Raw genomic sequence first — 26,577 nt, forward strand, 5'->3', positions numbered from 1 at the left:
ATGTACCGGCAACTTTTTGGAATTATTGCCGATAATGACATTGGGCATGTTTTATGGGCAGAAGTACCATTGATGGTAAAGGTGGTGGAGCGGGCTTTGTTCCACCTCACGACGACGCATCGGTTGATGCGGGCAATTTTGCGGATAAAAAATCCGAAGGCGGATCTTTATCTACCGAAACATCTACTGAAACTCCTGCCGATACATCGTCGTCATCCAGCTTTGATTTATCCTCATCTCTCACCCCACCTCCTTCACAGTTTTCTCTTCCCAGTCCTTTTAAGCCCCGCTTGAGTGTTCCGCAAAGTCTTGCCGAATGGCAGCAATTAGAGATACTTGATCGCAGCTTATTGGAAAAACTGGATCCTGTTTTTGATGTGTTGGATACCCTTGACCAGCTTAATCTGAATCCTCCCGTTTCTGTGCGTGGCATTCTCACGCAGCTTGTTGAAGATGGAAAACTTTTACAGTTTGAAGAAGCTTTTCGCGCATTGCCTCAAAACGTGGTGGATGCATGGCTTGCACTACCCAACTTAAGTGTTCAGCTAGAGCATTTAGTAAAAGTACAAACGGTACTTGTTCAAATGGGTGTTACCGTAAATCCCTTTAATATTGCCGAGGCGGATACCGAAATTCATTCTCTTCAAGACAATGCCGATATTTTATTAAAAGCAAAATATATTACCGCAGATGAGCAATATAATTTGCTGCAACAAGGTTTACTACTTTTAGTTTTGGGAAAAGTGGACGAGCTGCACGGTTTAAATCAATCATTCAAACGAAGCGTTGCTGATGCCAAAGCATATCTTAAAGAAACGGATTTACTAAAACGAAAACTAACTGCCAAAGAAAAAGAACTGACCGAGAAAAAAGATAGTCTTATCGATCCGCAAAAAACAGGTTACGAAGTTATCCAAATACAACAGCAGATACAATCTTTAGAAGAAGAAATTGCTGAATTAAAGCGCCACATTGGTCAAACCTCTTTGGAGCGATTGCTAGACCCTATTAAGATAAAAATAAAAGCCCTTGAAAGCGAAGAAAGAGAATTAACCGCAAGAATAGAATGGGCTCAAAAAGAAAAGGAAACAAGTTTAAAGCAAATTGTGGGTGGCATTGAAGCCATGCCTAACTACATGGACAGCAGCCAGGATGATAACGACACATACTGGGCGCGCGAAATTGCAGACGGGGTTGTTTTAAAAGAAGATACTATTTCCAAGGCTAAAGCCAGGCTTTTAGAAATTGCGCAGGAAAAAATAAACCTTATTAAGCAAGCCGAAGCCATTGTTTGGCCCAAAATTAAAGAAAGTAAAAATCCCCAGTTAATTGCCGCTAAAGTTGCCGAGTATGTTCAAAACCCCGCCATTATGCCCAATGATCCGGCACTTCAACTTTTGGTGAGGGAATATAAAGAAGGCCTTATTGAAGCGTATGAAGCCCAGGGAGATTTTGCACATGTCCGTCTCTTGCAGGGGCGTACGGGCGAAGCATTTACTTTAGCAGTGTATAATCCCAGCCATGCAATAAAAAATTTTTCGAAAGATTTTAAAAGTTTTTGGAACGATTGCGAATGGAACCGTACTCAGGACCCGGAAGTTTTAAAAGCACGTCTTATTAGCCTTATTCATGAAATTCCCGGTTACAAAGAAGGCAGCCTTAAAGTGGATGCCGATACCACTCCTGACATGCTGATGGAAACCTTGTTGTGTCATGCCCTGCGCTTGGGATTATTGCCCGCTTATACGGCAGATACACTAGACATGTTGTTTATACGGCATCTTCCTGCGGGCTTTATGGAAATTTTACGTTCGGGTGAAGGGTGGATGGCTGTGCCGCTTATCCATACCAAGTATGCCAGCATGCCCGAGCAGGAAAACGTGAACAACTGGAAACTGGTGCGTTGGGATGAAGCGACGAGCAAATTTGAATATATTGAATATTTTCCAGATAAAACCAAAAGCGGAATGATTGCCGATTCGTGGACGGTTGGCTTTGATCGCGATTCCGAATTAAGAAAAATAGCCGATGTTGATTTATCTCCAGTTGAAGAAACACTGCAAAATTCTCCCGAGTGGATTGATTTTATAGGGAAGATGTCGTCATTTTTGGAACGTTTTTATTCCATCAGTTCACTGATTCAAGCCCTCAGTAATCCCGCTACCTATGTGACCGAAAGAATACTGGATCAATTGAGATCACTTCTTATAACGCTTGATTTGGATCCTGTTAAAAACCAGATTGCGGCTTTTATAAAAAAACATCCCGACGATATTAAAAATTTATGCTCGCTTCCCATTCCTATTATGGGTTCTACGCCGCTTGAACAACGTTTGTTATCGCTGCGTAGTCAGGTGCAATTGATTGACCAGCTGTTGGGATCACAAAGTGGTTTTGACAAGGTAGTTCGTCAAAGTAAAGATTTAGCTCCTCACACCTTTAAGCGTTGGGTGATGGAAGAAGGAGTGATAACCCTTGTAACCACCGCTGTTATGGTGGGAACAGGGATGGGGTTGATGGCAGCACCTCTTGAAATGGGCTTAACCGAAACTTCTATGTTTTTTGCCGTAAGAAGTTCCACCGGATTTTTGGCCGATACATCGGCTGTTTCGGCTTTGGCCAGAGCCGGTCTTTTGTCACTTCCGGCGGTGGGCAGTCAGGAGTTAAGCCGTGCCGTCATAGGCTATGCCATGCCGTGGGATGACACTGCTCAATTTGTAACGCAACATTCATCAATTTACAGAGCTCTCAATGGCGATATGTCGTTTGATGATCTTGGCGGTCTTTTGCTGGAGAGCTGGGCCCAGCAAACAGGCATGATGTTTGTAACAGGGCAGCTTGGTACGATGGTAGGAATAAGAGCCGCTTTATGGGAAAAATCAAAAAATCCTTTTCTCCAAGCATTGGGAACAGGTGTTAAAGGATTTGCGGAGTTTTTTGAAAGTATTGAAGATAAAGTGGTTCGTGGGGATGCCGCTACAAAATTTACGTGGGGGAAATTTTTTAGGGAGTGGATGGCCGAAAACCGTCAGGAATATCCTTCTCAGATTATCCAAAGTAATTATGGCCAAGGTGCATCATTTGTTTTTGATGTTTTTAGTGGCGCACGTGCTCCCCAAGATATGTCAGCTGTTGCTGCAGAGCAAGCCCAACAAATCCAGGAACTTTTTGAAGCTATTGAAGCCGCGCATCGCGCCCGTAGCTTAGATATTACTCAAGATAGTCCCCTTTTAGCAGGAGCGGTACAACTAAATGTTACTAGCTCTGTTCTTCCCACCGCTTTTAATTTAGACGATCCAATTAGTTCTGATGCATCGGGTGTGCTGGTTACAAATCCACAGATGACATTAGCCGGGGCTATAGTGGGGATAACTGCGGATGCTACGCCAAGCGATACACATTCTTTCACTCTTATTCCCGGACAAATTTCTATTATTCCGGCCGATCAATTATTTGTGCCGCTGGATGTTCAAAACGATGCGTACGAATTGTCGTTTCGTGATTCTGATAATCCTAAAGAAGTGTCGCTTAAACAAGGTGAAGATAACACTTGGGATTTAACCCTGGGCGAAAGGCTTACCACCGATACAGTTGAAACCTGGGTTGTGGGTGATGAAGAAGATGGCGGTGTGGTGCAAAATATTTACACGCTGGCCGCGCACTTGCACACAGGTTACCCCTTGCCTTCGTACAAGCCCGGTTCGCCTCTTGGCCAGCGCGGCGATTTGGAATTGTTTGCGGCCATGGCTTTACAACATCCGGGCAGTCTGATTCGTCAGGTTATTTTTGGTTACGATGAACACGGCAACCGTGCGCATGTGATGGTGGAAGTAAAATTTGAAGGCGGTGAGTTTACAGTAGCTATTGGCACATCCGGCAATTTGGGTTCGCAGGCTAATGCCCAGCTTCAGATGATTGAAGGCCGCATTCAAAAATTAGGTGCCGATCTTGAGCAAACTGAACAACTCGATTTGGATGCGGTGGCGCAGCAAGAAGCGGCGGCAGATGCTGACATCTCTACAGTACAATCTAATTATTCACAGCAAGTAGCCACGCAGATGATGGATAATATGTTGGGCCTTAAGCCAGGCCAGGTTTTAACAGCACCTTTGGCAGTGACCGATTATTACAGAGCTTATCATCATGAACAGTCTGTAGATATGAATGCTGCCGACAGGGATAGGATTGAACAAAATATTACCACCTATTTTAGGGCGCACCATTGGCATCCCAAAGGATCAAATCAAACATTTTTACAACGCGGAAATATACGTCTTAATAATACGTGGTTAACAGAACATGGTGACATGCCCGTAACAAGTGTGGGACGTGTGTGGATCGCGGCTAACCCGCGCTATGCCGTAGAATTTATGGCAGCGCTCGATGCCCTTTATGCCGAAGCCGAAACCATGGGCATTCCTTTGTGGTACAAAGTTCCTCACAAAGTGGCTACCTATGCCAGGTCCGATTCTTCATTATTAACTTTTGATGCCGCTCACGAAGCCTGGGTGTATCAAAAACTGGTGGAACTTTCTAAAGCCCATCCCGAATATTTTAGAGACGATGCTGCACCCCCTGTAATGACATCGCGTGTAACCGATGCAAATGGTGTTCCGTTACCGGGTATATCGTTTGCTATAAACCCCGGCATTGCCGATGAATCGTACGGTAGTTTATTTACCCACCATTTTGCAAAAGCCGTTGGTAAGGTAAACGATCTGATTGCCCAAAAAGGCAGTGTAACTTTTGAAGAAGCGCGTGATGTGTTGATGACATCGCTACAAGAAGCCGGTTACAATTTTGATCATCCGGGTTTTAGAAATAGCAGAGCTAATTTCAATTCTTTGGAAATTTTTCCAACTTTTGCACACTACACCACGGCGGATGTGGGTGAGGTAGCTGCCAATACGGTGCTTGAAGATGATGCAAGGATTCCTAGTTTTTATCCGGCTCCCATCGAGACTTATACCATGGAAGATTTTGGGAGAACTCTTCAGGTTGATAGAGTTTCTCTTGGTTCTTTAAGTCCTGTTATTGTTGATCACTTAAATACCACGGCTGTCGAGGCTCATGCTATGTCGGTTTCACGGAGAGATAGCCGTGTTAATACACTTTCGGTTATAGCTTTAATGAAAGATGGCAGCATACAAGTTATTGCCAGTGGTGTTCGTGGAGGTTCTTCAGGAAATGATTTGCAGCGGATGGTAAGAAGAGCAGTAGCAACACGTTTAGCCGGTTTTTCTAGTGATAGTATTGAACGTTTGATGGTTTGTTCGGGAAATACCAATTTTAATGATCGTATTAATCTAACGGCAACTTCACTGGTTCGTTCGCTTTATCAATTGGGCGTTGAAGTGCCCGTTGATCTTTACGAATATTCTCTTTCAAACTCTCAGCCCAGTCTTGATTCTTCTCTTGAAGCGCGCCGCGTTAGTTACACCTATTATTATAGTGACGAAACTATCCGGGGTGAAATTAAAGCTTATTTGCCAGACGCTCCTGATATGAGTCATTTATCCGGCGAAGAACTGCGAGTAGCCGCCGGATGGGCTATTGCCCGTTGTGCACAATATGGTGGGGATGAATCTCAGGTTTACCAAAATCTGCTGCCCGACTTTCGCCGTTTGGGAATTACAAGTGAAGCAGAGCGTGTGGCGATAGCTAAATATATTGTTTCACGCCAGAGAGTGCCTTTTGTTGAGTATGTAGAGGGTTTTGATATTTCAGATCAAGAAACTTTGGTTGAAATAGCCATAGCCGATTCAATAACTGTTTACACAACAACCAATCAATTTTCAAAATATGGCATTAAGAGTGAAGCTGATCGCATTAGAGTGGCCAGGGAAGCGGCCCGTGTGGGTGGTGGAAGTGTTGTTCAGTATTGGGCCCAGCTGGATATTACCGATCCGCAAGCTACCTATGAAATTGCACTGTTGGCGGCAAGCTCACAATATCCCCGCGGTGTGGCTGAATATATTGGTAATTTAAACATTACCGATCAATCTCATTTATTTGAAATAGCCAAAAAAGCCATAGAACATATTCATGATACAGGTGTTATTGATATTACTCCATTTGGAATTGAAAGCGAAGCCGCTCGGGCTCAATTAGCTGTTCTAATGGCTTCTAAAAATGCTTGGGAATTTTCTAAAATAGTAGATCGTTACCAAATATCCGATCCGGCTTTGTTGTTTGATATTGCCATGGCCGCTGCCAAGCGCGATGGATCGGCCATAGCCCGCTTTTTTAACAATTACAAAATTACCGATCAAAATAAGATCCGCAGCATCGCTCTTGAAGCCGCTAAGCATGGATTGAAGTGGGAAGATTTACAAAAGTTTGGTCTTACCGATGAGGCCGATATTATTGCATTGGCCCGGGTTTCTGCTGCCCATTATGTGTTTTTTTCCGGGGACGTTCAGCACTATGGAATTAATAATAAAGATGTTTTGTTTGAGTTGGCGGTAGCAGCAACTGTGGTTAGTCCAAATCAGATGGCTGCTTCTATAGAGAATTATAAATTACAGGAAGATCAGCGTATTGAAATTGCCAAATTAATTGCTGGCAAAGATGGAAACGCTGTTGCCCGGTATATTAAAGATTTTAAAATTGAGGATGAATCCACTCGTATTGAAATAGCCAAGCTTGCCGCCAGCCATGGAGATATTTCGGGACAAATTCAAAATTTTGAAATTACAGATGGTGCTGCTTTAATTGAAATTGCAAGCTTATCTATAAAATACAATCCGCAAGATGCAGCACGTAACATAGAGGCATATGGTTTTACCAACAAGACTGTTTTAAAGAAATTGTTTGAACTGGCCCTAGAGGGAAATGACCCCGCAGTTTTTGCTTCTTCAAAAAAATTTGGTTTAACAAATCAAGAAATTACCGATTATCTTTTTGAATTTCAAAATCGATATTTTGTTCCCAATCAAATTATAAGAATTTGTATTGATGACGTTAGCGCGCGTGAAAAGGCCTATATGAAGAATGTTTTGCTTTATCCGCGGCAGGCAGCACAAGATCATGTTGATCATTCTCCTTATGGCCCAACCGGATTTCCTGCCGAAATGTGGTTGTATATAAATTACGATAATACCGAGCAGGCCTTGCAGCAAATTGATACATGGAAAAAAATGATTGTTAAGCTCAGTGAAGACGAAAGTTTTCCTGAAGCTTTAAAAAACGATCCGTGGATTCAGGATCCCTCTCATTTTTGGGATAAAGTGCAACGGCGTGATTGCGGTTTGCAGTTAATGTCTGTTTATATCCGTTTACGTTTGGCAGGCGATACAACGCAATTTGCTAACACTGCCCAATTGTTGGAGCATGCCTTAGGCTTGCCCCATAACAGTTTAAATGCCTTGTACGCTCAGGTGTCGGTTAATACTTTGGGCGATTTATATGAAACACTGCTTCAAGCGCTCGATTTATGCCCCGGTTTTTCCTTTCACGATATTGCCCTTGATCCTTCGTTATTAACCAAAACCGGCATTAGAGAGTTTAGAGAAATATTACATCGCTTAAATGTGGCCTTAGCTTTTAGAAGCCCGCAAGATAGAGCTGGTTTGTTGGGTGTTGTTGGCAATTTATTTGATTCGCCCCAAAGCCGAGAACAGCTAGCTTCAGTTTTAGATGCCGATATAGAAGCCAGTTTTGGCCGTATGTTTGCCGGCACCTCTATTAGTCTCACCTACGATCAAATTTTAAACTTGGAAGAGCGTTGGGGAAGTTTGGATCCTGTTTTTACATTAATTGGCCGTTTTAATAGTAATGGTTCGTGGAGACAGGAACTGGCTCCATTAGCCCGTGTTTTTGAGGCGGCATTAGCGGGTGAAGATGCTTTTAAAGAATTCAAGTATCAAGGAAATCCTGCCGATGCAGAAGACCAGCAAAGAGCCGCAGCTCAGCGTGTTGGATTATCGAATGAAGCCTGGGCTGCCTGGCAAGCGCCTCAAGCACGGTTGGCCATTTACGATCCTTCCACTGTATCGGCCGATCAGGTTCAATCGTTAGCCTTTAAGGCCTTAAGCGATCATCTTCAAACTAATTTGTTGCCCAATATTGGCGAAATACTGGCAAGCTATGATGTTACTCAAGATCAGGTTTCGCCAGATGAATTGGAAACTATTCTTCGTAAACCCCAAGCGCCTAAAGATAAGCTTGTGCAAATAAGAACTCTTTTTGATGCAAACGGTATTGTAGAACCGCAGCAGCTTGTAGCGGTACTTTTAAAATTTTATCAGCAGGTACTTGAGACAAATCCTTTAGATACCGAACTTGTGAGTCTTGCAACGGCTTTATTTAAATATGCTTTGGCAGCAGATGCAGATTTTACTCAAAATATTGAAGCAACTCAACTGACCCAGTTGATAGCCAACGTTACCGAAACTGGAAAACAGTTAACAGCGCTAAAGGCCGAAAAAGCCAAGGCAGCTTCGGTACGTGATATTGTACTCACGGTTAAAACAGATTCTCCCAAGGCGTTACTTACCGTAGGCGATATGGTGCAGGCCACATCTTGCCAAAATTACCGTACAGGTTCTCACATTGAAACATTGTTAGGGTATGTGATGGATGCCAATGTGCAGGCCTTGTTCAGTTTTAGATTATCGGCCGATACTTTTGCTTCTGCTGCCGATTTTACAAAAGTAAGAGGTCGAATAGAATCGGGTGCTGCCATTAGTGTTGAGTACGATGGCAATTTAAACAGGGCCACATTTACCTGGCAGGATGGTGATACGCTTGTGAGTATTACCACGAAAGATTTGGGCTATGCGTATCGTCGCCAAATTTTAAAATTGGGAGAAGCGGGGGATGGGGCCGGTTTGGTGCGTGAACGGGCTTATAGCCAAGACCCCAATATTCAACAGCTGATGGATGCCGAAATGGGTGCCTTGGTGGATGACTTGGCTACACAAATGGGGGCTCGTCCCAATGCTGCCATTCGTATTCCTCAAAGTCGTAATCCGGGAGGCGTTTATTCAGATTTAGGTGGTGGTGTGAAACAAGGCCCTTATTCCATCGCCCCCGATACATCCGGTGGCCTTCACGCCCCTGTTGCTTCGCATGCCAACCATGGTTTGGTGTTGGATGATATTCCCGATAATTTTAGAGAAGAACAAACCGAGTGGGTTGGAAATGTTTTAGAACAGTATGACCCGTCTCAAAATTTATCGGTTAATAATCTTTTTCATCCCGAAGCATTGGAACATTTACGCGAAGAATCGCCGCGACTGGCCCATTACTTAGATTTGGCGGAGGACAGAAGTTTAAAAGTTGTGCTGATAGATGGACGCGATATTGAATTTAATCCCGATAGCAATAGTATTTTTGTAGGACGTCATCATCCGGCACTGGGTAATTCTTCATTACTGGCATTTTATTTAACTGATGAGTTGTTTCATTTATCTGATTCACTCTCGCCGGAAGATCCCATGTTTGATGCGCGCTACGACGGACTTCTTGCAGGATGGGAAAATAACTCCGATCCCCGTTATCGTACTGCAGTGGGTATGCATGCCGAAGCCGATGCCAAAGCTGCGCAGCTTTTAGTAGCGGAAGAGTTGGGTATTCATGTGACCTACAGCACCGTGGTTAACGGACGTACCATCACAGTAAGTTCCGAAAATTTTAGTGATATATGGCTTGATGTTGAACCCGATGAAGAGAGAGGTGGTATTACACCGCATGATGAAGCCCGGATGAATTTACAAACCATTGTAGAAAACGAACCCATGTATCGTTTACCCAATGGACGTTTGGTAACGTATGCAGAAGGGTATGGTAGGGAAACGGGTGGTGTAAGATCACCCACTGCAGCATTTGATGTGAGTTATCATCCTGTCACCCGCCTTTTTCCTGCTGCTGTTATGCAAGAGGCCTGTGAGGCTTCGCCGGAATTGGTGAGGGTATTGGAGAATTTGGACATTCGTTCCATTAACGTGCAATCACTGGCAGGAATAGAAGTTTCTATTGATGACGACACCGGTAACTATAAGGTAGAAAAAGCATCGGCCGATACGCCCGACTCAAGATACGAAGTTATTTTTGATTACAAAACCAATACTCTTTATTTAGGAACAGGGTGGTCCGATAAACCTGTAGACGCACTTGTTAGAATTACAGAAGTGTTGCTTGAAGCTTTTCCCGATGTGGCCTCAGGTTTGGGGTATGTGCCAAAAATGGATAAGTATGGTGATGTTGTAGAGCATACGGCCAATGAATTATTAACGGATAAAATACAAGCCGAGTTGTACGATGTGAAAGAAGGGCAGGCAATTGATACGCCAGTAGTAGAGCCTTTTTCAAGTTTTGATGCTGCTAGACATCCTATTGCTAATGTAATTTTTCCTGATGATTTAAAAGCATTGTGTGAAAAATCTCCGGCTTTGGTTGAGGTTTTAAGCCATTACCTTGTTCGTGAAATAAATTTTTGGGTGGGAGAAGGAACGGGTATTACGTACGATAAAGAAAATCGTGTTTTAACCGTAGGATCCGAAAACACATACGAAGGTTTGCCTTACGATTTGGTTCGTCAAATCATTTCTGTTTTACTCAAAGAAGTTCCCCATATTGCAACAGACCTTGGTTATCAATCTTCTGCACAGCTAGAAGATGTTATTAGAAAAGATTTTGATGGTGAGGCTGCAAAAGATCCCGATACCTATGATGGTGATCCGTTTGCTCCAACTGACCCCGCCAGCTGGCCAAAAAATGGAGATAAGGGAGATGTGGTTGATCCAACTCCACGTTCAGAAGCGCCTCCTGAAAAATTAACAGACCGTTTAAGAAGAGTTTTAGATCGCAACAGTTTTGCTGAAGCTCAGCCGGTAATACAACAAATGTGGCAGCTGGGTTTTGGTGAGGAGCAGATTGAAACTTTATTAACACAAATAAATTCCAATACAGCCGAACATGAGGCACTGGATGTTTACTCTGCATTATTGGTAGCTCTTAATACAATAATGGCGGTCAATACATCGCTCGATCAGAAATATAATTTTTTGTCTCTCGTTGTTGAAACATGTCCCTTATCATTAGCCTTTCTTTTTGAATCTATACCGTTAGCATTACAAATAGCCCAAGAGTTCCCTGATGGCACAGCCCCCTTAGAATATCTTTCTCAGCTTACAAGAGTGAGTGAAATATACACGGCCACAGTTTTTTCCTTGTTGGATGAATTAGCTCATCAAAAACTCACTCAGGGTGAAATTATAGATGTAATAGGGGATGTAAAAAGTAAATGCGGTAAAAATGCAGGTTTTGCTTTACATGCTTTGCCAGGGCTGTTGGATGTGGGTTTGTCTAGTGAGGCTGCCGCTGGTTTACTAGAGCGCGTATGTAAATATTCTGATCCTTCCGTGAGAGAGACAATGGAATTTTTAAAAGGGGCAGCTGTTACAGCTTTCAATTGGGGTTGGACTACAGATCAAATTATTGAGCGTTTTGATATTATTCTAGAAAATTTTAAACAGGATGCATCTGCTGTTTTTAAAGCGTTTCCCGATAAGATGGGATATCAAACTCGCATTAGGCGTGATTATGTTTATCCAGATGCTTATCCTAAAATACTCAAAATTTGGTGTTTTCCCAAAATGCAAGATGCAGGTTTGTCGTATGAGCAGGCAGATCTTGTTTTAAAAGCAATTCATGAAAATTGTGATGAATTTGTTTTGGAAGCGGCCGATACGTTAGGTCAAGCTTTGCAAGTAGCTAAACAATATCAGTGGACAGCCGAAGAAATTACTGAACGGTTTATTAATATTGTGCGCGATTTTGGAACAGCGGCACATATGGTGCTTACTTTTTTACCGAGTATTCTCGATTTAAAAAATTCAGATATTTCCGGCTTTGATCGTAGCGTTTTTAACAGAGCTGCGCTTCTCTATCTTTCAAGACTGCGTGGTGATCGGTTTGATATTGAAGATATTTTGCCGGCAATACAAAGTGTTTGTAGTCGTTATGCCCAAGAACTATCTCTTAGAGAAGGTGTAGCTTTATTTGCCGAAGTTCCCGTAAATCCGGGTGAGGCAACATTAGACCAATACAGATCTTTGGCTTTAAGTATTGCCAGCGTTATTCCGGCATTTCGTGATCAAATACATAATAAACCATCTGTTGATAACATTGACTATATCAAACGCTGTCTTGAGCAAGTACAACAAAAAGTCCCAGTTGATCAAGTGCTTGTTGCTTTGTTGCAAAAAATATTACCTCTTGCCGAACAAATATATTTAGGAAGACTCAACGTTAAAGACGCCCAAGAATCTCTGTCGTTAACGGTTCGTGATAAAATTGCCTGGCCTTCATCCAATAGCCCAACCTTAAACGAAATTGGGGCTTTAGCCGTATCGATTCGAGAAGTATTTGATGCTCATGATACCACCTTATCGTCTACCGATCGTTATGCGTTAATGAGGCTTGCTATTAGTGTTGATAAAGTAGCTTACGCTTTAGGAGCTTATCAGGGAGATACTAATAGTGCCGGTTCTCAAAAACAGGCAGAGCAAATGGCGGCATTGGTGCGTGTATTGTATGGCCAGGGTTATGGTGATTCTAATTTGCTGGTGGTGGCTGAACGTATAGATGAGGTTGCTGTTAACTGGGATACTTTAAATGCAGAAACAAGACAGCGTACACTTCAGCAATACGGCGCTCTTGTTTTTCGAGTATTACAGGATTTTCAAGAAAATTATACAAATGTTTATTCAGAGGTTGTTCAACACTATCCGGATATCTTGCCTGTATCTGAAGAAGAGCGCGCTTCTTATTTGAGTGAGCGTTACCGAGCTACTGGAGTTTTTCAATTGGGAGTTCACTTAAATAGCTTAAATGTATTAGGTGGTAACCCGCGCGTGGCCGATCAGGTGTTAGGCTTACTTGGCCAAGAAAACCCCACAAATACTCCTTACCGTGCTGTTTTTTATGACGACACATCTTTTCCTACAAGTCGTTTGCAGGTGGGAGGCAAGGGAGAAGGGCTTCATTATTTAGCTACAAAAGTTCCCGAAAACACACCCCAAGGTTTTGTTCTTCCGCCGCGCCCGCCCGGGTACGAGCTTAACGAAGACGACAAGCGTATTATTGATGCAGCCATTCACGATTTAGAAGTACGAACCGGAAAAAAACTGGGCGAAGGTTTAAGTGTATCGGTACGTTCGGGCGGTGCTATCTCCATGCCGGGCGCCATGAGCACCCAGTTGTTTTTAACAACACTGGATGAGATTTACGAATATGTAGAAGATGTTTATGCCAGCTGGAATAGTGATTTGGCCAAAGCCTATCGTTTGCGCAACGGCATACCCGATGAATGGGGCACACCCGTTAATATTGTGCAGATGATTGACGGCCGTCGCGGCGGATCGGGTGTGATTACCAGTCGCGATAGCTTTGTTTACGGCAAAAATGTTTCGGGAGATGCCTTGGTTAATGGAACACATCTCGGAAATGATGTTTTGGAAGCGCCTTTACGTGAATTTCTCGATCAAAAAATAGCCGAGTTTGAAGCCGATCTGGGTTACCCCGTGCAGGTTGAGTTTACCGTAGAAGATGGCAAATTGTGGTTTTTACAACTGCGTCGTGCTCCACAAGCGGATGATTCTAAAGGCGATGTAAAGCTTACACCACAAAATATTCTTTTAACACAAGGTTCTACTAGCGGTGGGGTCACTACCATTAGACAAATTGCTTTCACAGTAGATGACATTACGCGCATTCAAGCCAGTGGAGCCCAGGCTGTTTTTGTAACCGATAATCCCGATGCACATGAAAGCGGTGCGGCTGTGATGCAGGCCGGTGCCATGCTAGTGAGTGGTGGTAATCCGCTGGCTCATTTATTTGATATTGCACGCCATATGAGAATGCCGTTTGTGGGTGGGGCGCCATTTGCAATTAACCGCGCAGAAGGTACGGTTACAATTGCCGGAAGAACTTATAAGAGTGGCGATACGCTGGCACTGGATCCGCAAACGTTGGGGGTTTATACAGCCAACGATATAGATGCGGAACAAACAGAAAGTGTTCCAGCTGCTGTTGATGCATTGGCTCCAGGTGTAACACAGCCCGATGTTATCGACATTGTTCCCAGCGAAGCTCTTTTGGCGCGTGTAAGAGCCATTGATCGTATTCCATTTACAGAAGCTTCGGCTCTTTTACCTGCGGCACTGCGTGCGGGTATTTCGGAAGAAAGTATTGTAGCATTTTTGGAAAAATGCGGAGCACGGCAGGGGTATAATATACAAACCCTTCTGGACGCCGTGCCTGATGTTATAAATGCGGCTTATCATGCAGGCTGGAGCGGGGAAGAGATTATTAATTTACTTACAACGGTTTTTAACCGCCGCGCCTTTCCAACCATATATGCATATCAAACCGTTCCTTTTTTAATAGCTGAAGGTTTTAAAAGTGCCGATCAGGTGATAGAGTTTTTGGATCGTATCCTTGCTGTAACGGGAACAAACGCAGACCGGGCCATTAAAGCTATTCCAGCTGCTTTTGAAGCAGGGCTAAGCTCTAATCAAATAGTAGATTTTTTTAGTTTAATTGCTGCTCACGTTTCTCCGCCAAACAGTTCTTTAGCTTACCGCGTTTATAATGCTTTGCCGGATACTTTTGCCGAAATAAAGGCCGCCGGAATTAAGTATGAGTCTTATCATGATAAGGTAGAATTATTTTTAGTTATTTGCGCTTTAAAGTTGCGGGGCCATGGAGGCAGTGTTGAAGATGTAATACCTGGTTATGAGGCATATTATGTAAGATATGCAGATAGTTTATCGTTGAGTCAGGGTACGGCCTTGTTTGCCGATGTCCCCAGTAGTAGCGGGGGAAAAAGTAATATTGAAACCCTTCGCAATTTGGCTATTTATATTGCTCCTTCTATTCCAGGATTTAGAGAAACCATTCACTTTTATCCTTCACCCAGCAATGTGACTTATATTGAGACATGCCTGGCCGAAGAAAGGGCTAAAGCCTCTCCTAATCAAGAACTGATAGCTGATTTGGAAACAGCCCTTGTTTTGGCGCGTGAAATTTATGAAGCAAAGTTTAATTTATTAGCGGCCGTAACTTCTTTAGGCCCCCGTTTAAGTACCGAAATTAAATGGCCTGCATCTAATACACCCACTTTGGCCGAGTTGGGAGCCATGGCGGTTTCGGTTCGCCAGGTTTTTGATAAACATCAAGACGAACTTATTCCAGAATACCGTTATGCCCTTATGCGGCTTGCCATTACTGCCGATAGAACCGCTTATGGTTTGGTTCATTCTCAAGAGATAAGTGCTCAAACCCCTGCCGAAATGGCGTGTTTGGTGCGTGTGATGTATGGCTTGGGTTATGGCGATGCTGCGTTACTAGACGTAGCTCAACGCTTTGATGACTTGACCACAATCTGGCCCAGTTTGTCTCCTGATGAACAGTTTGCAAAATTAAGAGAAGCCGCGGCTACTATTCCCCAACTGCTTCAGGAGTTGGTTGATAACTATAATGATATTTTTTCTCCGTTTGCAGGTAACAGAGTAACTTATGTAAGCGAACATTATCGCGCTACCGGTGTTTTTCATCTTGGAGTTTTTGTAGACCGTTTAAACCATGCAGGTACAAGGGCCATTAGTCCAGTTTCCGGTACACAATCTGTTCCAAGCACTTCTTTAGATACGCCTCCTGCTCGTGAAACTCGTTATCCCGGTTTTATCGACGATCCCGATGAAGGGCCCGCTACTTTTGATGCCGATTTGCTGGATGATGAAACAACAGAGCCATCTCTCATTGCTCCCATTCCGCATGCGTTGGGCGATAGGAGTGTGCAGCCTACCGATGAAGTATATAGCCCCGGTTTAGATGAAGAGCCAACCGATCCAGGTTTGGTTTTAGACAGGGCCTTGGAAGTGATGCTGGGATTACCAAGGGGTGATGATAACGCTATATTAGTTAGGCCGCTCACGCGTCCTCGTATTACTAACTACCGACAAATGGTGGATGTTTCCTTTTCCGATGAGGAAAGTCGTTTGATAGATGCACAAATAGAAGGATTTTTAAAAGAACATACAAACTGGCAACAACAGGGTGTTTTTGCAGGCATAGCGCCACCGCCAGTTACCGATGGGAAAGGAAAAAAACCCCTCTTGGCTAGTTTTTATTTGGCCATTGATCCGCATGAAGCAGTTAATCTTATGGGTAAGTTTGAAGAAATGAGGCGTCTGTTTCCAACGGTTAGCTTTAAGGTTCCTGTGAACTCAAGAAATTATAACCAGGCCGATCGTGTTGTTATTTATGTACCGCATACAATAGAAAAACAATTTTTAGAATGGTTCCAAAATTTTTATAGTAATAATAAAAATATTTTTATTCAAGGTGCCCCCAGCCCCATGATGACCTCTCAGGTGTTAGATGAACGTGGGCATGCCATGAATGGCGTGTCTGTTGCTGTAAGGCCACTTACTCGTGCCTTTAGTTATGGAACTCGACTCATTGATATTCTTTCTCCTGTTGTTGCCGATATCAATTCTCGTAGAGAAGCAGGTACTGTTTATACCGTAGGGCAGGTACGCGATATATTCACAAGCGTGTTATTAAGGAATGGTTATGACTTAGCGCATGCCGGATTTGTTTCTTATGAAGGTTTCCCTAATCCATTAGAGGCTTTTCCCTTTCTTTCTACTTATTCCAGATCTCGACCTGAAAGCTGGACTCGTGCGCCTGAAAAATCGGGCAGTCGAAACGATCCCTATTCGCTCCACGCCCCGCATCCCATGCCCAGTGGAGAAAATGGCTTTAGCATTCACGAAATACCTAACGATTATGATGTTGATCAGGCTCGTTATATTGATGCTTTAATTGCTGATGATGAATCGGCACAAATGCCGTTGGCCAATATTTTTGAACCTAGTGTGCTGGAGGAATTAAAGGAAGCTTCTCCCTATTTTGCCGAGCTTATGGAGATGGCCAAGGAAGATGGCATTAAGGTGCGTTTTGTGGATGGTATGGGAGTATCTTACGTGCCTGGGAGTTATGTGATTGAAGTGGGCCGCGGTATGGAGGCACCTGCCGATGATCCCGAACGTGTTTTTGAAGGAGATTCCGATAAAGATAATTTGGATCCGTTGCGTCAGCCTCATTTACTGGCTGTGTTATTAGCCGATGATATTGTGAATACGGTTGTAGATGATGTGGATCCGGATAGCCGTAAATTTGAGGAAGATACTCATGGTTTATTGGCCGATTGGGATAAATCACCCCATACCACACAAGCCTCCATGATGTTTTATGCCGAAGTAGAAGGCAAAGTAGGCATGTTAAGAGTGGCTGACGAGATAGGTGTGTCTCTCACGTTTTCTACCAGAGTAGGAGACCGTGAGATTATTGCGACCTCCGATGATTTTAGCCAAGACTGGCTGGATACAGAAACAAAAGTAGATGATGAAGGAACCACGCTTCACGATCAAAAGCGCGAAGAATTGGAAATTATTTTACGTACCCTACCATTGTATAGGAATGCCGAAGGCCATTTGATGACATATGAGCAATCGATGGGAGTTGATTTATCAAGTTTACGCCCTATTACAGCAACACCCCCGGTAGTAGGTAACGCACGCTCTCCTGTTACACGAGTGGATACCCAATTACCGCCCAGGCTTACCGATCAGTTAGCAAGTGTAGCACGTATTATTATGGAAGCCGACAAGCGAGGAGCCTCGGATGATCAAATACGGTCGCTAATATACAGTTACTACACACAAACAGTATTGAACGGGCAAAATATTGATTGGGATTTTGGCGCGTATTTAAGTTTTTACATGCTCAATGGTTATCGCATGGCGGGTCAGGGTTTTTGGATGATGATGGGTTATATCCCGCGGCATGTAAGGGCTAATGACGGTTGTGGCCGTTTGTATGTGGCCGTTAAACCGGAGTATGCCACGACCTTTGCACTGGAACTAAAAGAAATGATGAATAGGGCCGAAGATGGTGAGCATTATCCCTTAGAAGTAAAATTACCACTTGATCCACATCATCTGGATAGAGCCGATGGTGCTGTTATTTATTTTACACCGCAAAATCAGGAATGGGCTTACGATGAAGTGTGTGAATTAATGCGCGTGCATCCCGAATGGTTTAGAACAGATTCGCCCACGCCTCTTGGTACCTCGCGTGTTGTAGATGAAGAAGGAAATCCCATTGGTGGTTTATCGTTTGCCATGGAAGTGAATGTGGATGATTCGTACGGTGGTTGGTTAAGTAATATTTTGTTTACGGCTTACGACAAAGCCACAGAAAAAGGTATTACTGATGAACAAAGTATAGCCCAGTACATGCTTCAGGTTTTAAGAGAAAAAGGTTTTGATGAAACCCGTGCCGGGTTTGTAACTGTAGATGGAATTGCAGGTCGCGATCGTTTTAATTTTATGTACCAGCATACTTTGGGTGTGGCAGGGCCGGATACTCCTTCGGGAAGTGGACCGTCCTCTCCTGTAACGCCCGATGGAACTAGTGGAAGTGGCCCCTATGCCGATTTAAGTGGCCATACAGCGTTAGCAACATTAGCTAGAGAAAAATTAAACACGCGATATAGAACACGCGATGGAACACCCATTACTGTTGATTTGGGCGTTCCGCAGTCTCCCACTCCCAAATTAGAAGAATTATGGGGCTGGATACAAAAAGCTGATCCTAACCAGCCTACGTTTGAATTTGGTTTTACGTTTAGACAACAAGAATTAGCAGCAGGCCTTGGTGAGAGGGAAGTAGTAAGGCTTATTAAGCATGGCCATGCTTTTGAGTTAGTTCTTCAATCGTATGAAGCTCCCAAATCTACTCCTGTATTTGTTATTCGGCAGCAGGCCGATGGTTCGGTTATAGTAATGGGTTTAGTGAATAACACCGATCCCGGGAGAGATTTTGAAACAACGCATTTTCAATATAAGATTTTACCGAATGGTAAAATTGAATCAAGAGGTGGTGGTTCAAGGCTTGAAAGATATCCCAGCAAAATTCAACTAGAACCCGGTGATACCATTCAAATAGGAAATAATCGTCGCTTTGTTTTTGACCCGTACCAAGAATTTGGTGAAAAGCCAAATACAGCTGTAGAGGATGATGATTTTGAAGGTTTAGATAATGTGGTGTCGCTTGCCAAAGTTGCTTTTGCCAGAAAAGATTTCCATCACGATGGTAAAGGTTTTTATGTGCATTTTGCAAAAGAGGTAGCCGTTGATCCAGCCGTTGTTCCTCGCGTCAATTTGGAATCACTTCCAATAAAAGAACTTGTTCATTGGCTTAAGCAAATTGGATTGGGCGGTATATTAGGAGAGTTAAATTTTATTTCTACTTTAGCAGGAGGCGATAGTTGGTCGGAACAAACTTTTGCAGGTATTTTGTTGCTGCTATTTGAATACGATTTTACACACAATAACACTGCACGTGGCTTTATGCTCCAACGGCGTGTGGTTGTAAGCTTTAAAGATGTAGCCAATGCATTAATGTCTAAGGGGCTTAACGGAGAAGCTCAGCTCGCTATTTTAGGGTACTTGCGTCAGCATTTGTTGCCCACAGAAGCCTTGGCCGTTTTATCGCGCGCTGTTAGCGATCCTCAAGAAGTGAGACGGATGGTAAGTGAATATGGTGTTCCTGCCGAACTATTTGAGAGTGACTATCCGTTAGTAAAACCAGAACGTAGTTTATATGCGGTGGCCGATTTATACGATTTAGATACACGTCCCGAGCCTTTAAGATTAGTAGTAGCAGATACTCTTTTGGAAGAAGTTGAAGAGTCAACAGATGATTTAGGAACAATTCTTGAAATATACAGGCCCTTTTTGCTGCGTATGTTGCGCGATCGTTATGAAAAAAACCAAAAAAACGAATTGGGTGTTTTTTATACACGGGATCATGGAGGGGCATTTGTATTTGAACAAGGTGAGGGCAATATCACGCTCGCTCGCCCTGTAAGTGTTGAGTTGGAAGATGGTACACAAACAGAATCGCCGGGTGAACTTATAGCCCATATTCAACCCTATGCCCCGCCTTCACCGCAGGATATGCGGGTATTTATGGCCATGGCGTATGCCAAACCCGGTCAAAAAATTGTGCAGGAAATTTTTGGTTTTGAAGATAACGCCATTGTGCGCGTAGAGGCCACCTATGATGCGAGCACTCAAGAATATGATGTAAAAGTTATTCCTATAGAAAATATTACAATAGAATCTTTGGGCCCTGTTGATGAGCTTGTGGCAAAAATAAAGGAGGAATTTTCAAAACTATCGCCGGATGAAATTGTAGGTATAAGCCGCGAAGCTGTGCACTCCGAGTGGAAATGGAAAGCTGAAGGTTTAGTTGGATGGTTTCTAAGACGTATTAATCCTGCGCAAAAAGATTTTGAGGATCATTTTACGGATTGGTTTAGAGATCGCCCCCGTGCAATAATAAGCAATTGTACTCACGAAGATCGCACTATTTATTTGCCGGGAGGCACTCGTGTTTTTCTGGAAGTAGCGCAAAATAATCTTAATTTTTATTTTATCGATTTACAGGGCAAGCGGCATTTTGTTCCGTGGGGTGGTACTTTGCAGGTAGATGGCCGCATTTATGTTTTGCCTACACAAAATCAATTGGACGCCATGCTCCGTGAATATCAAATTACTTTAAGAGCGCCTGCAGTCTCTCGTCCGCAACAGCTTAGGGGTTCAGCTCCGGTCGATGGAGGAACTTTTTCTCGTGGTCATCAGGTTCCCAGATTGGTTGTTTATCGCAGAGACGGCTCGTGGGGCTTGCCCTCTCCAAGAACAACAGTAGCTGTAAAACCATCGCTAGAGCTTACAACTATAGAAAGAGAAGAGTTAGTAGCCGAATTAAAGGTTCGTTTTAAGAGTAATGGAAATCAGGAGCTGGCAGTATATGGAGCAACCGTAAACGATGAAACCTGGCTTGCTTACGAACAAGGTGTGGGTGAGCTAACTCCAGTGCGTCCGGTACGTTTTACAAGTCACGATAATCAAATTGTTGAAGCCCGTTTATTAGGGCACATCCAACCTTATGCGCTTCCTTCAAAAGAAGATTTGGAAGTGTTTATGGCCATGGCATTTGTGGAGCCAGGAACCGAAATTGTTGAGGAAGTTTATGGTTATCATGATAACGGCATTATCCAGGTGCGGCTTGTATACACGGGTAATCCTGATGTTTTTGAACCAGCAAAACTTTCGGTAAAAATTTTGGATTTGGGACATACGTTTAGTAAGCATTTAATTGATAATGTAGGTTTGGATGTGTTGGGCATTAAGCGTGAATTTGCAGCTAAGCCGGTACCTGAAATAAAAGCCCGTGCTAGTGAACCTGTTCATGCGAGCAAACCACCCGGTACATCTGCCAATATTTCCGATCGTGCCTACGCTGATTTAGTGAAGCAGATTAAAAATATTAAAAATTTTCCTGCCGATGAAGGAATTAATTGTTTGCCAGTTTTATTATCGGTTATGGGGCCATCCAATACACTGCGACTATTTCGTGTCATGGTGGCACAAGCAGGAAATTCTGTTTTGGATGTATTAAATCAAGTTGTTCGGTTCATTACGGCGTGTAAGGCGAAGGGGATGGATAATCGAAATATAGAGCCTCTTATGAGTGGTATTCTTTACCGTTTTAAAGAAGATGCGCCTAAAGCGTTTAAGGAAGTGCCTCAAGTGTTGCGGCTGATGGAGGCTCCTTATTATCCGGCTGCTATCATCAAATTAATTTCTGCCCGCTTGTACCCGCCGGCGGCTCCCCAAATCAGACAAGCGCCGGAAGATGATGTTGACAATGCCATTGTTGCGTTTAGGGCACTTGCTACAGTAGCGGCTGCATCAAGAATAGAGACTCTGTTTGCGAATATAAAAGCTTTATGTGGAGATCATGCCGATGATGCTTTTAAAGCAATTTCCCTTTTTGTACGAGAAGCTCTAAAAGTTAAATTAAGAAAAGCAACCATTTATGAAATTGTAAAAGCAGGATTTTCACAATTTCCATCTCGTCTGCCGGAGTTTTTAGAGCAGGTTACTACCGTTATTAAAAGGCCCAATCGTTTATCGAAACCTTATCCAATTATGAATGAGGCTAGTCGTTTGATGGGAGATGTTGTATCAAGGGCTCCCACCTACCGCCAAGCCGGTATTCCCTCTAACACTTTACTTACTACGGCTACTTCGGGACTTAAATTTGTGGATGCAATTAATGCTCAATGGGCTACGTCGCAGAATGGTTTATTACAGCCACTTTCTGGCGATGTGGTTGTTGCCTCATATAGACCCCAGACTGATTTTAGAGGTGTTGCTCCTCGTACAGTAACCATGTACGAAGCGTACCTGCAACCGCATCGTCGTTTTTTTATTCCTAGTGGTTTCTCAGCCGCTGTTGATAGCAACCAGCAGGATGTTTGGACATCAGCATCGCCGGATACGTTGGTTGTGTGTGCTGTAGTGGGTGATACGGTGATTATGCTTAATTCTTCTCCCGGCTCGATCTACGATTATTATACTACGGCAGGGCGTGCCAAAATTGCGGAAGCTCTTATCGGCATGGGTATATCTAATGCGGCTTCTTTATATGTAATGGGTGCGCCCGATAGAAAAAGTTATGCCGGTTTTGTGATGGGCGATTTGGATGCTTATGGTTTTGATTCTCAATTTGTAGAAACAGCGGGAAATAGTTTTGCAGTTTATTATTCCCAAGAGCGTCAGCACGATTTTATAGTGATGGAACCTACCGAAAGCAGGTGGGTCAGTTTATCGCAATTATCTTCAAGTCATAGTGCATTATCTATTCACGACATAGCAGCTGCTGTACCATACTTGGCCATTGCCGACCCCGATTTGATAGAATTTGCCCAGAACGATAATACCATTTTTAAATTTGTGGAGGGTGATGGGTATCATTACAGCTTATTGACGCACGAAGTGCTTATTGGGCGTGATAGCGATGCGGCCCGTGACCCCGCTATTTTTGCCGAAATGTTTGCCCACGAAACAGGGCATCGTTTAGATGTAGATGAATATGGCAAAAGCATGAGTGATGAGGAGCTTTTGCGTATTATGGCGTTACCGCGTGAGGAGCAAAAACAAATTTTTGTAGAGCGTGGCTTACAAAGTGAAGTAAATGCGTACACGCGTCAAATGTTGCATGTGGCACGCTTGCAGCGTGCAGGGTTGCATCCGGGCCGTACGCTTACGGCTGTGGATGATGCAGGTCATCAAATTAAAATTTATAGTCTAGATTTTGAGCGTTTATATAAACATTCGCCGGAGAAGGCCAAGGCCTTGATGGCCGATTGGGTTAACAATGTGCGTTTTGCAGATGAAAATGGTGATTTAACTACGTATGCGCAAGAATACGCCCGTACATTTGATGAAGCACAAAATGTTTGGGAAAACGGTGGTGATATTCACGCCAGCATTCCTATTGAGGTTGGTTATGATGCTATTTTGTCTAGTTCATCAACTGACAGGGGGTTAACTAAAGATCAGAGAGACAGAATTCAAAGTATTTCTAACATTGATAGAAGTGCAGCAGTATTGTTTGCTGACGATTTATCGAGAATAGGTTTTCCTTTTGGCTCTATCATGCGCTTGTGTCGTGCAGTTGCTGTTTTTGAGTATGTTGGCCAAAAATTGTTTTTTGAAGCCTTACAGGAAGAAGCTCAAGAATTAAGGCAGTACAAAAGAAATACCATAGAAGTGATAGATAATGCCTTGTGGGATGCTATTCATATGGAGCAAGAGGTGGTTGATAGCGATGAGGACGAGATCACTTTTGATGACTTAAACTTAGCGGATGCCGAACCAGAGCAAGTGGTGACTCCAGTTTACGCTGCAGATCCGGAAGCAGCAGAAATCCCCATTAGCGAAGAAGTGTTGCCAACACCAATTTCAAGACGACAACGTGCCATAGAAGCAGCAGTTGATAGAGATAACCAACGTTTAAACGCAATTCCCAATTTACCCGAAGAAGCGCGGGTTGTTTATTTTACATTGGTGGGTGTGTATGAAAAAACGGAAATTATCAGACTGTTTAAAAATATTATGGAAAAATGCCCGGTTCCCGCCACCGTATTTATGGAGATTCCGGGCATTTTACAAGCTTGCGAAGGCAGACGGATGGAAGGTTATAGTGTTCGTGATTTATTACGGGAGGCTGTTAAAGTATTTAAAGAAAAATCGGCTGTTGCTTTTCCGTTAATAGAAAATTTACTGAACCAAAGACAACCCGTTTTAACAGTAAAAGAAATTTTAAGCCGCGTTAAAAAAGAACTGGATACACCTCTTCCTGATTTTGAAGCCCAGCCTTATAATGAAATGGATCCAGAAGGCCGCTTTCCTACACAAGCAGAGTTAGATGCCGATGAAGGAAAAGCCGGTGGACCTCCCTTGCGCACCACACCCCCACCCGTAAGACCGTCTTCTGTTTATGCAGGAATAGGACAATCCCCCGGCGTTCATCGCGCACCGGACGGACGTTGGATGATTGCCGATAACAATCATGGTGAAATTGCGATGCGTCTTTCTAATGGTATGGTGGATGCGCATGGTATTACCGATATTGGTGTTCCCAAAGATGCTGCAGCCACTATTAATCAGGACGGCATAGCCATGATTACGGTGGATGACCCCAGTGCTTATGGTGGTAGGGCCATGTATGTGATTAATGTGGACGGCATGGGAGGCATGGGCGGTGGCGATATTGCCATGCAGTATATTTTAAAGGAGCTTGTAGAAAAATTATCGGCAGGGGTAGATGTAGATAAGGCTTTGTTAGAAATAGCTGCTCAGATGAAAATGTATCGGGATGTTTTTAAAAAGGGTGGTGCTACTTTGTGTATTGCCAAACTAACACCCCAGGCCGATGCCAACACAAAGCTTGATACATGGGTGTTAGGCGATGTGCGCGCCAAGGTTTATAGAGGCGGGCAGGAAGAATTTAGAACGCATTCGCAGGGTGTTGGTCAATTTTACCGTGATATGTGGGATTGGTATGAGGGAACACCCACCCGCGATGAAATTTTGTTGTGGGCCTCGCAATATGCTCCCACTCAGGGAGAGTTGTTGTTAAAAATTAACGAGGCATTTAAAGCACAGGGTTATACTTTACCCGTATTGATAACGACGCCGATGAGATGAATTTACAATATTATGCCTTTTTGGGTAATGACGCCAATGCCTCTGTTTTGGGCGGAATGAATTATTGGTATACCGGTAATGTTATCAAACAAGAATTTATTTTAAAACCAGGCGACAAAATGACGCTAGAAAGTGATGGGCGTGGTGGACAGGATAATGCCGAAACCGATCATCATCGTGTTATTGTAGATAGATCTGTTACAGCCGAAGATGCGTCGCGTGGTATTCATCAATCGGTTCACAACGTACAACACAATCATGACGGGCATAAAGATAATGAGAGCGGGATTGTGGTTTTTGTATCAAGTCCCAAAAAAGCACCACCCCCCCCACCGCCTTTTACGGGAGGAGGTAGAACTATTACACCGCGCGATGGTACATCCGCTCTGGGTATGGATGGTGTGCCGCCAGCCCCCGCTGTTTTTAAACCGGCCGATCCTAAGCCTTCTGTGCCACCTCCGCTTCCTGCTCATTTACAAGGTGGGCGGTCTATTGCGCCCACCGATGGAAGAGTGGTTAGGGCTTCCGCCGGTCCTACAGTTTTAAATACCATGGTGTCTGTTTTTCTGGATCATCTTCTTCCGTCTGATGGCGTGATAACAACACCTCTTTCGATAGACGGAACAGAATTAGGAAGTGCTTATCGCCAAGAAATACCGGTGGATATCACGCATGAAGAAACCATTGAGGTGCTGGAACGTATTAGCGCTTATAAACAAGCCCATGGTTGGAAGGCAATGGGAACAAGTCATTTTATTAGAAATGGGGACGAATTAAATAAAGGACAATGGGTGGAAGGAAAAAATCTTGTCCCTACGGTAGCTATTGGCCGAGTGTGGATGGCGGTTGATCTTCGGTATGCCACCCAATTTATGGCTGCTTTAGATGAGTTATATCAGAAAGCACATGCAGAAGGAGTTCATCTTTTTTATAAGGTGCCCTGGAACCCGCGTGAATATTTTCGTTCGGATGCCACTCTTTTGGCTTTTGATACACAAGATGAAGACTGGGTGCATGCACAACTTGTAGAACTTTCTCAGCAGCATCCGGAATTTTTTAGAGAGGCGCCCACACCCGTGATGACATCCCGCATTTTGGATAACCAAGGTCAGGCCATGCGGGGTTTTTCGTTTGCCATTGATCCTTTTGGTTTTGATTCGTACGGAGGATATTTGACGGGTGTCATGGAGATAGCCATTGATGAAGTCAATAAGGTCATAAGAGCAAAAGGATCGGTAACACGCGATGAGGCTATTCAAATTATAGGGACGTACATGGAAAGCCATGGTTACGATTTTGCTTACCCCGGTTTTGTACAATACACCCCTTTACTGGGGAGCCGTGCTGTAGAACCGGCAAAAGCTTTTCCACACTTTTTTCAATACACACGGCCCGAACCTCAAAATTGGTATCCTGTTATCACTCCCTAAAAATT

2 protein-coding genes are annotated in these 26,577 nt (G+C 43.6%); both read left to right on the plus strand.

Translation table 11 applies throughout. From position 1 onward, the window contains the following. The first annotated feature begins 53 nt into the window (after positions 1-53). A complete protein-coding gene (locus tag K1X76_05495; protein ID MBX7148520.1) occupies positions 54-25,142 on the plus strand; it encodes a hypothetical protein in 25,089 nt (8,362 codons plus the stop codon). Next, complete coding sequence (locus K1X76_05500) at positions 25,139-26,572, plus strand: hypothetical protein (GenBank protein MBX7148521.1); 1,434 nt, start codon at positions 25,139-25,141, stop codon at positions 26,570-26,572. Before K1X76_05495 ends, K1X76_05500 begins: the two co-directional genes overlap by 4 nt. Positions 26,573-26,577: the final 5 nt, after the last annotated feature.

This window comes from bacterium, from assembly GCA_019695305.1.
Lineage (GTDB): Bacteria > UBA10199 > UBA10199 > UBA10199 > JAIBAG01 > JAIBAG01.

What these genes read in the sequence shown, in the direction of transcription:
- K1X76_05500 (MBX7148521.1), top strand. Translation starts at nt 25,139, where the DNA reads ATGAATTTACAATATTATGCCTTTTTGGGTAATGACGCCAATGCCTCT.
- K1X76_05495 (MBX7148520.1), top strand. Translation starts at nt 54, where the DNA reads ATGGGCAGAAGTACCATTGATGGTAAAGGTGGTGGAGCGGGCTTTGTT.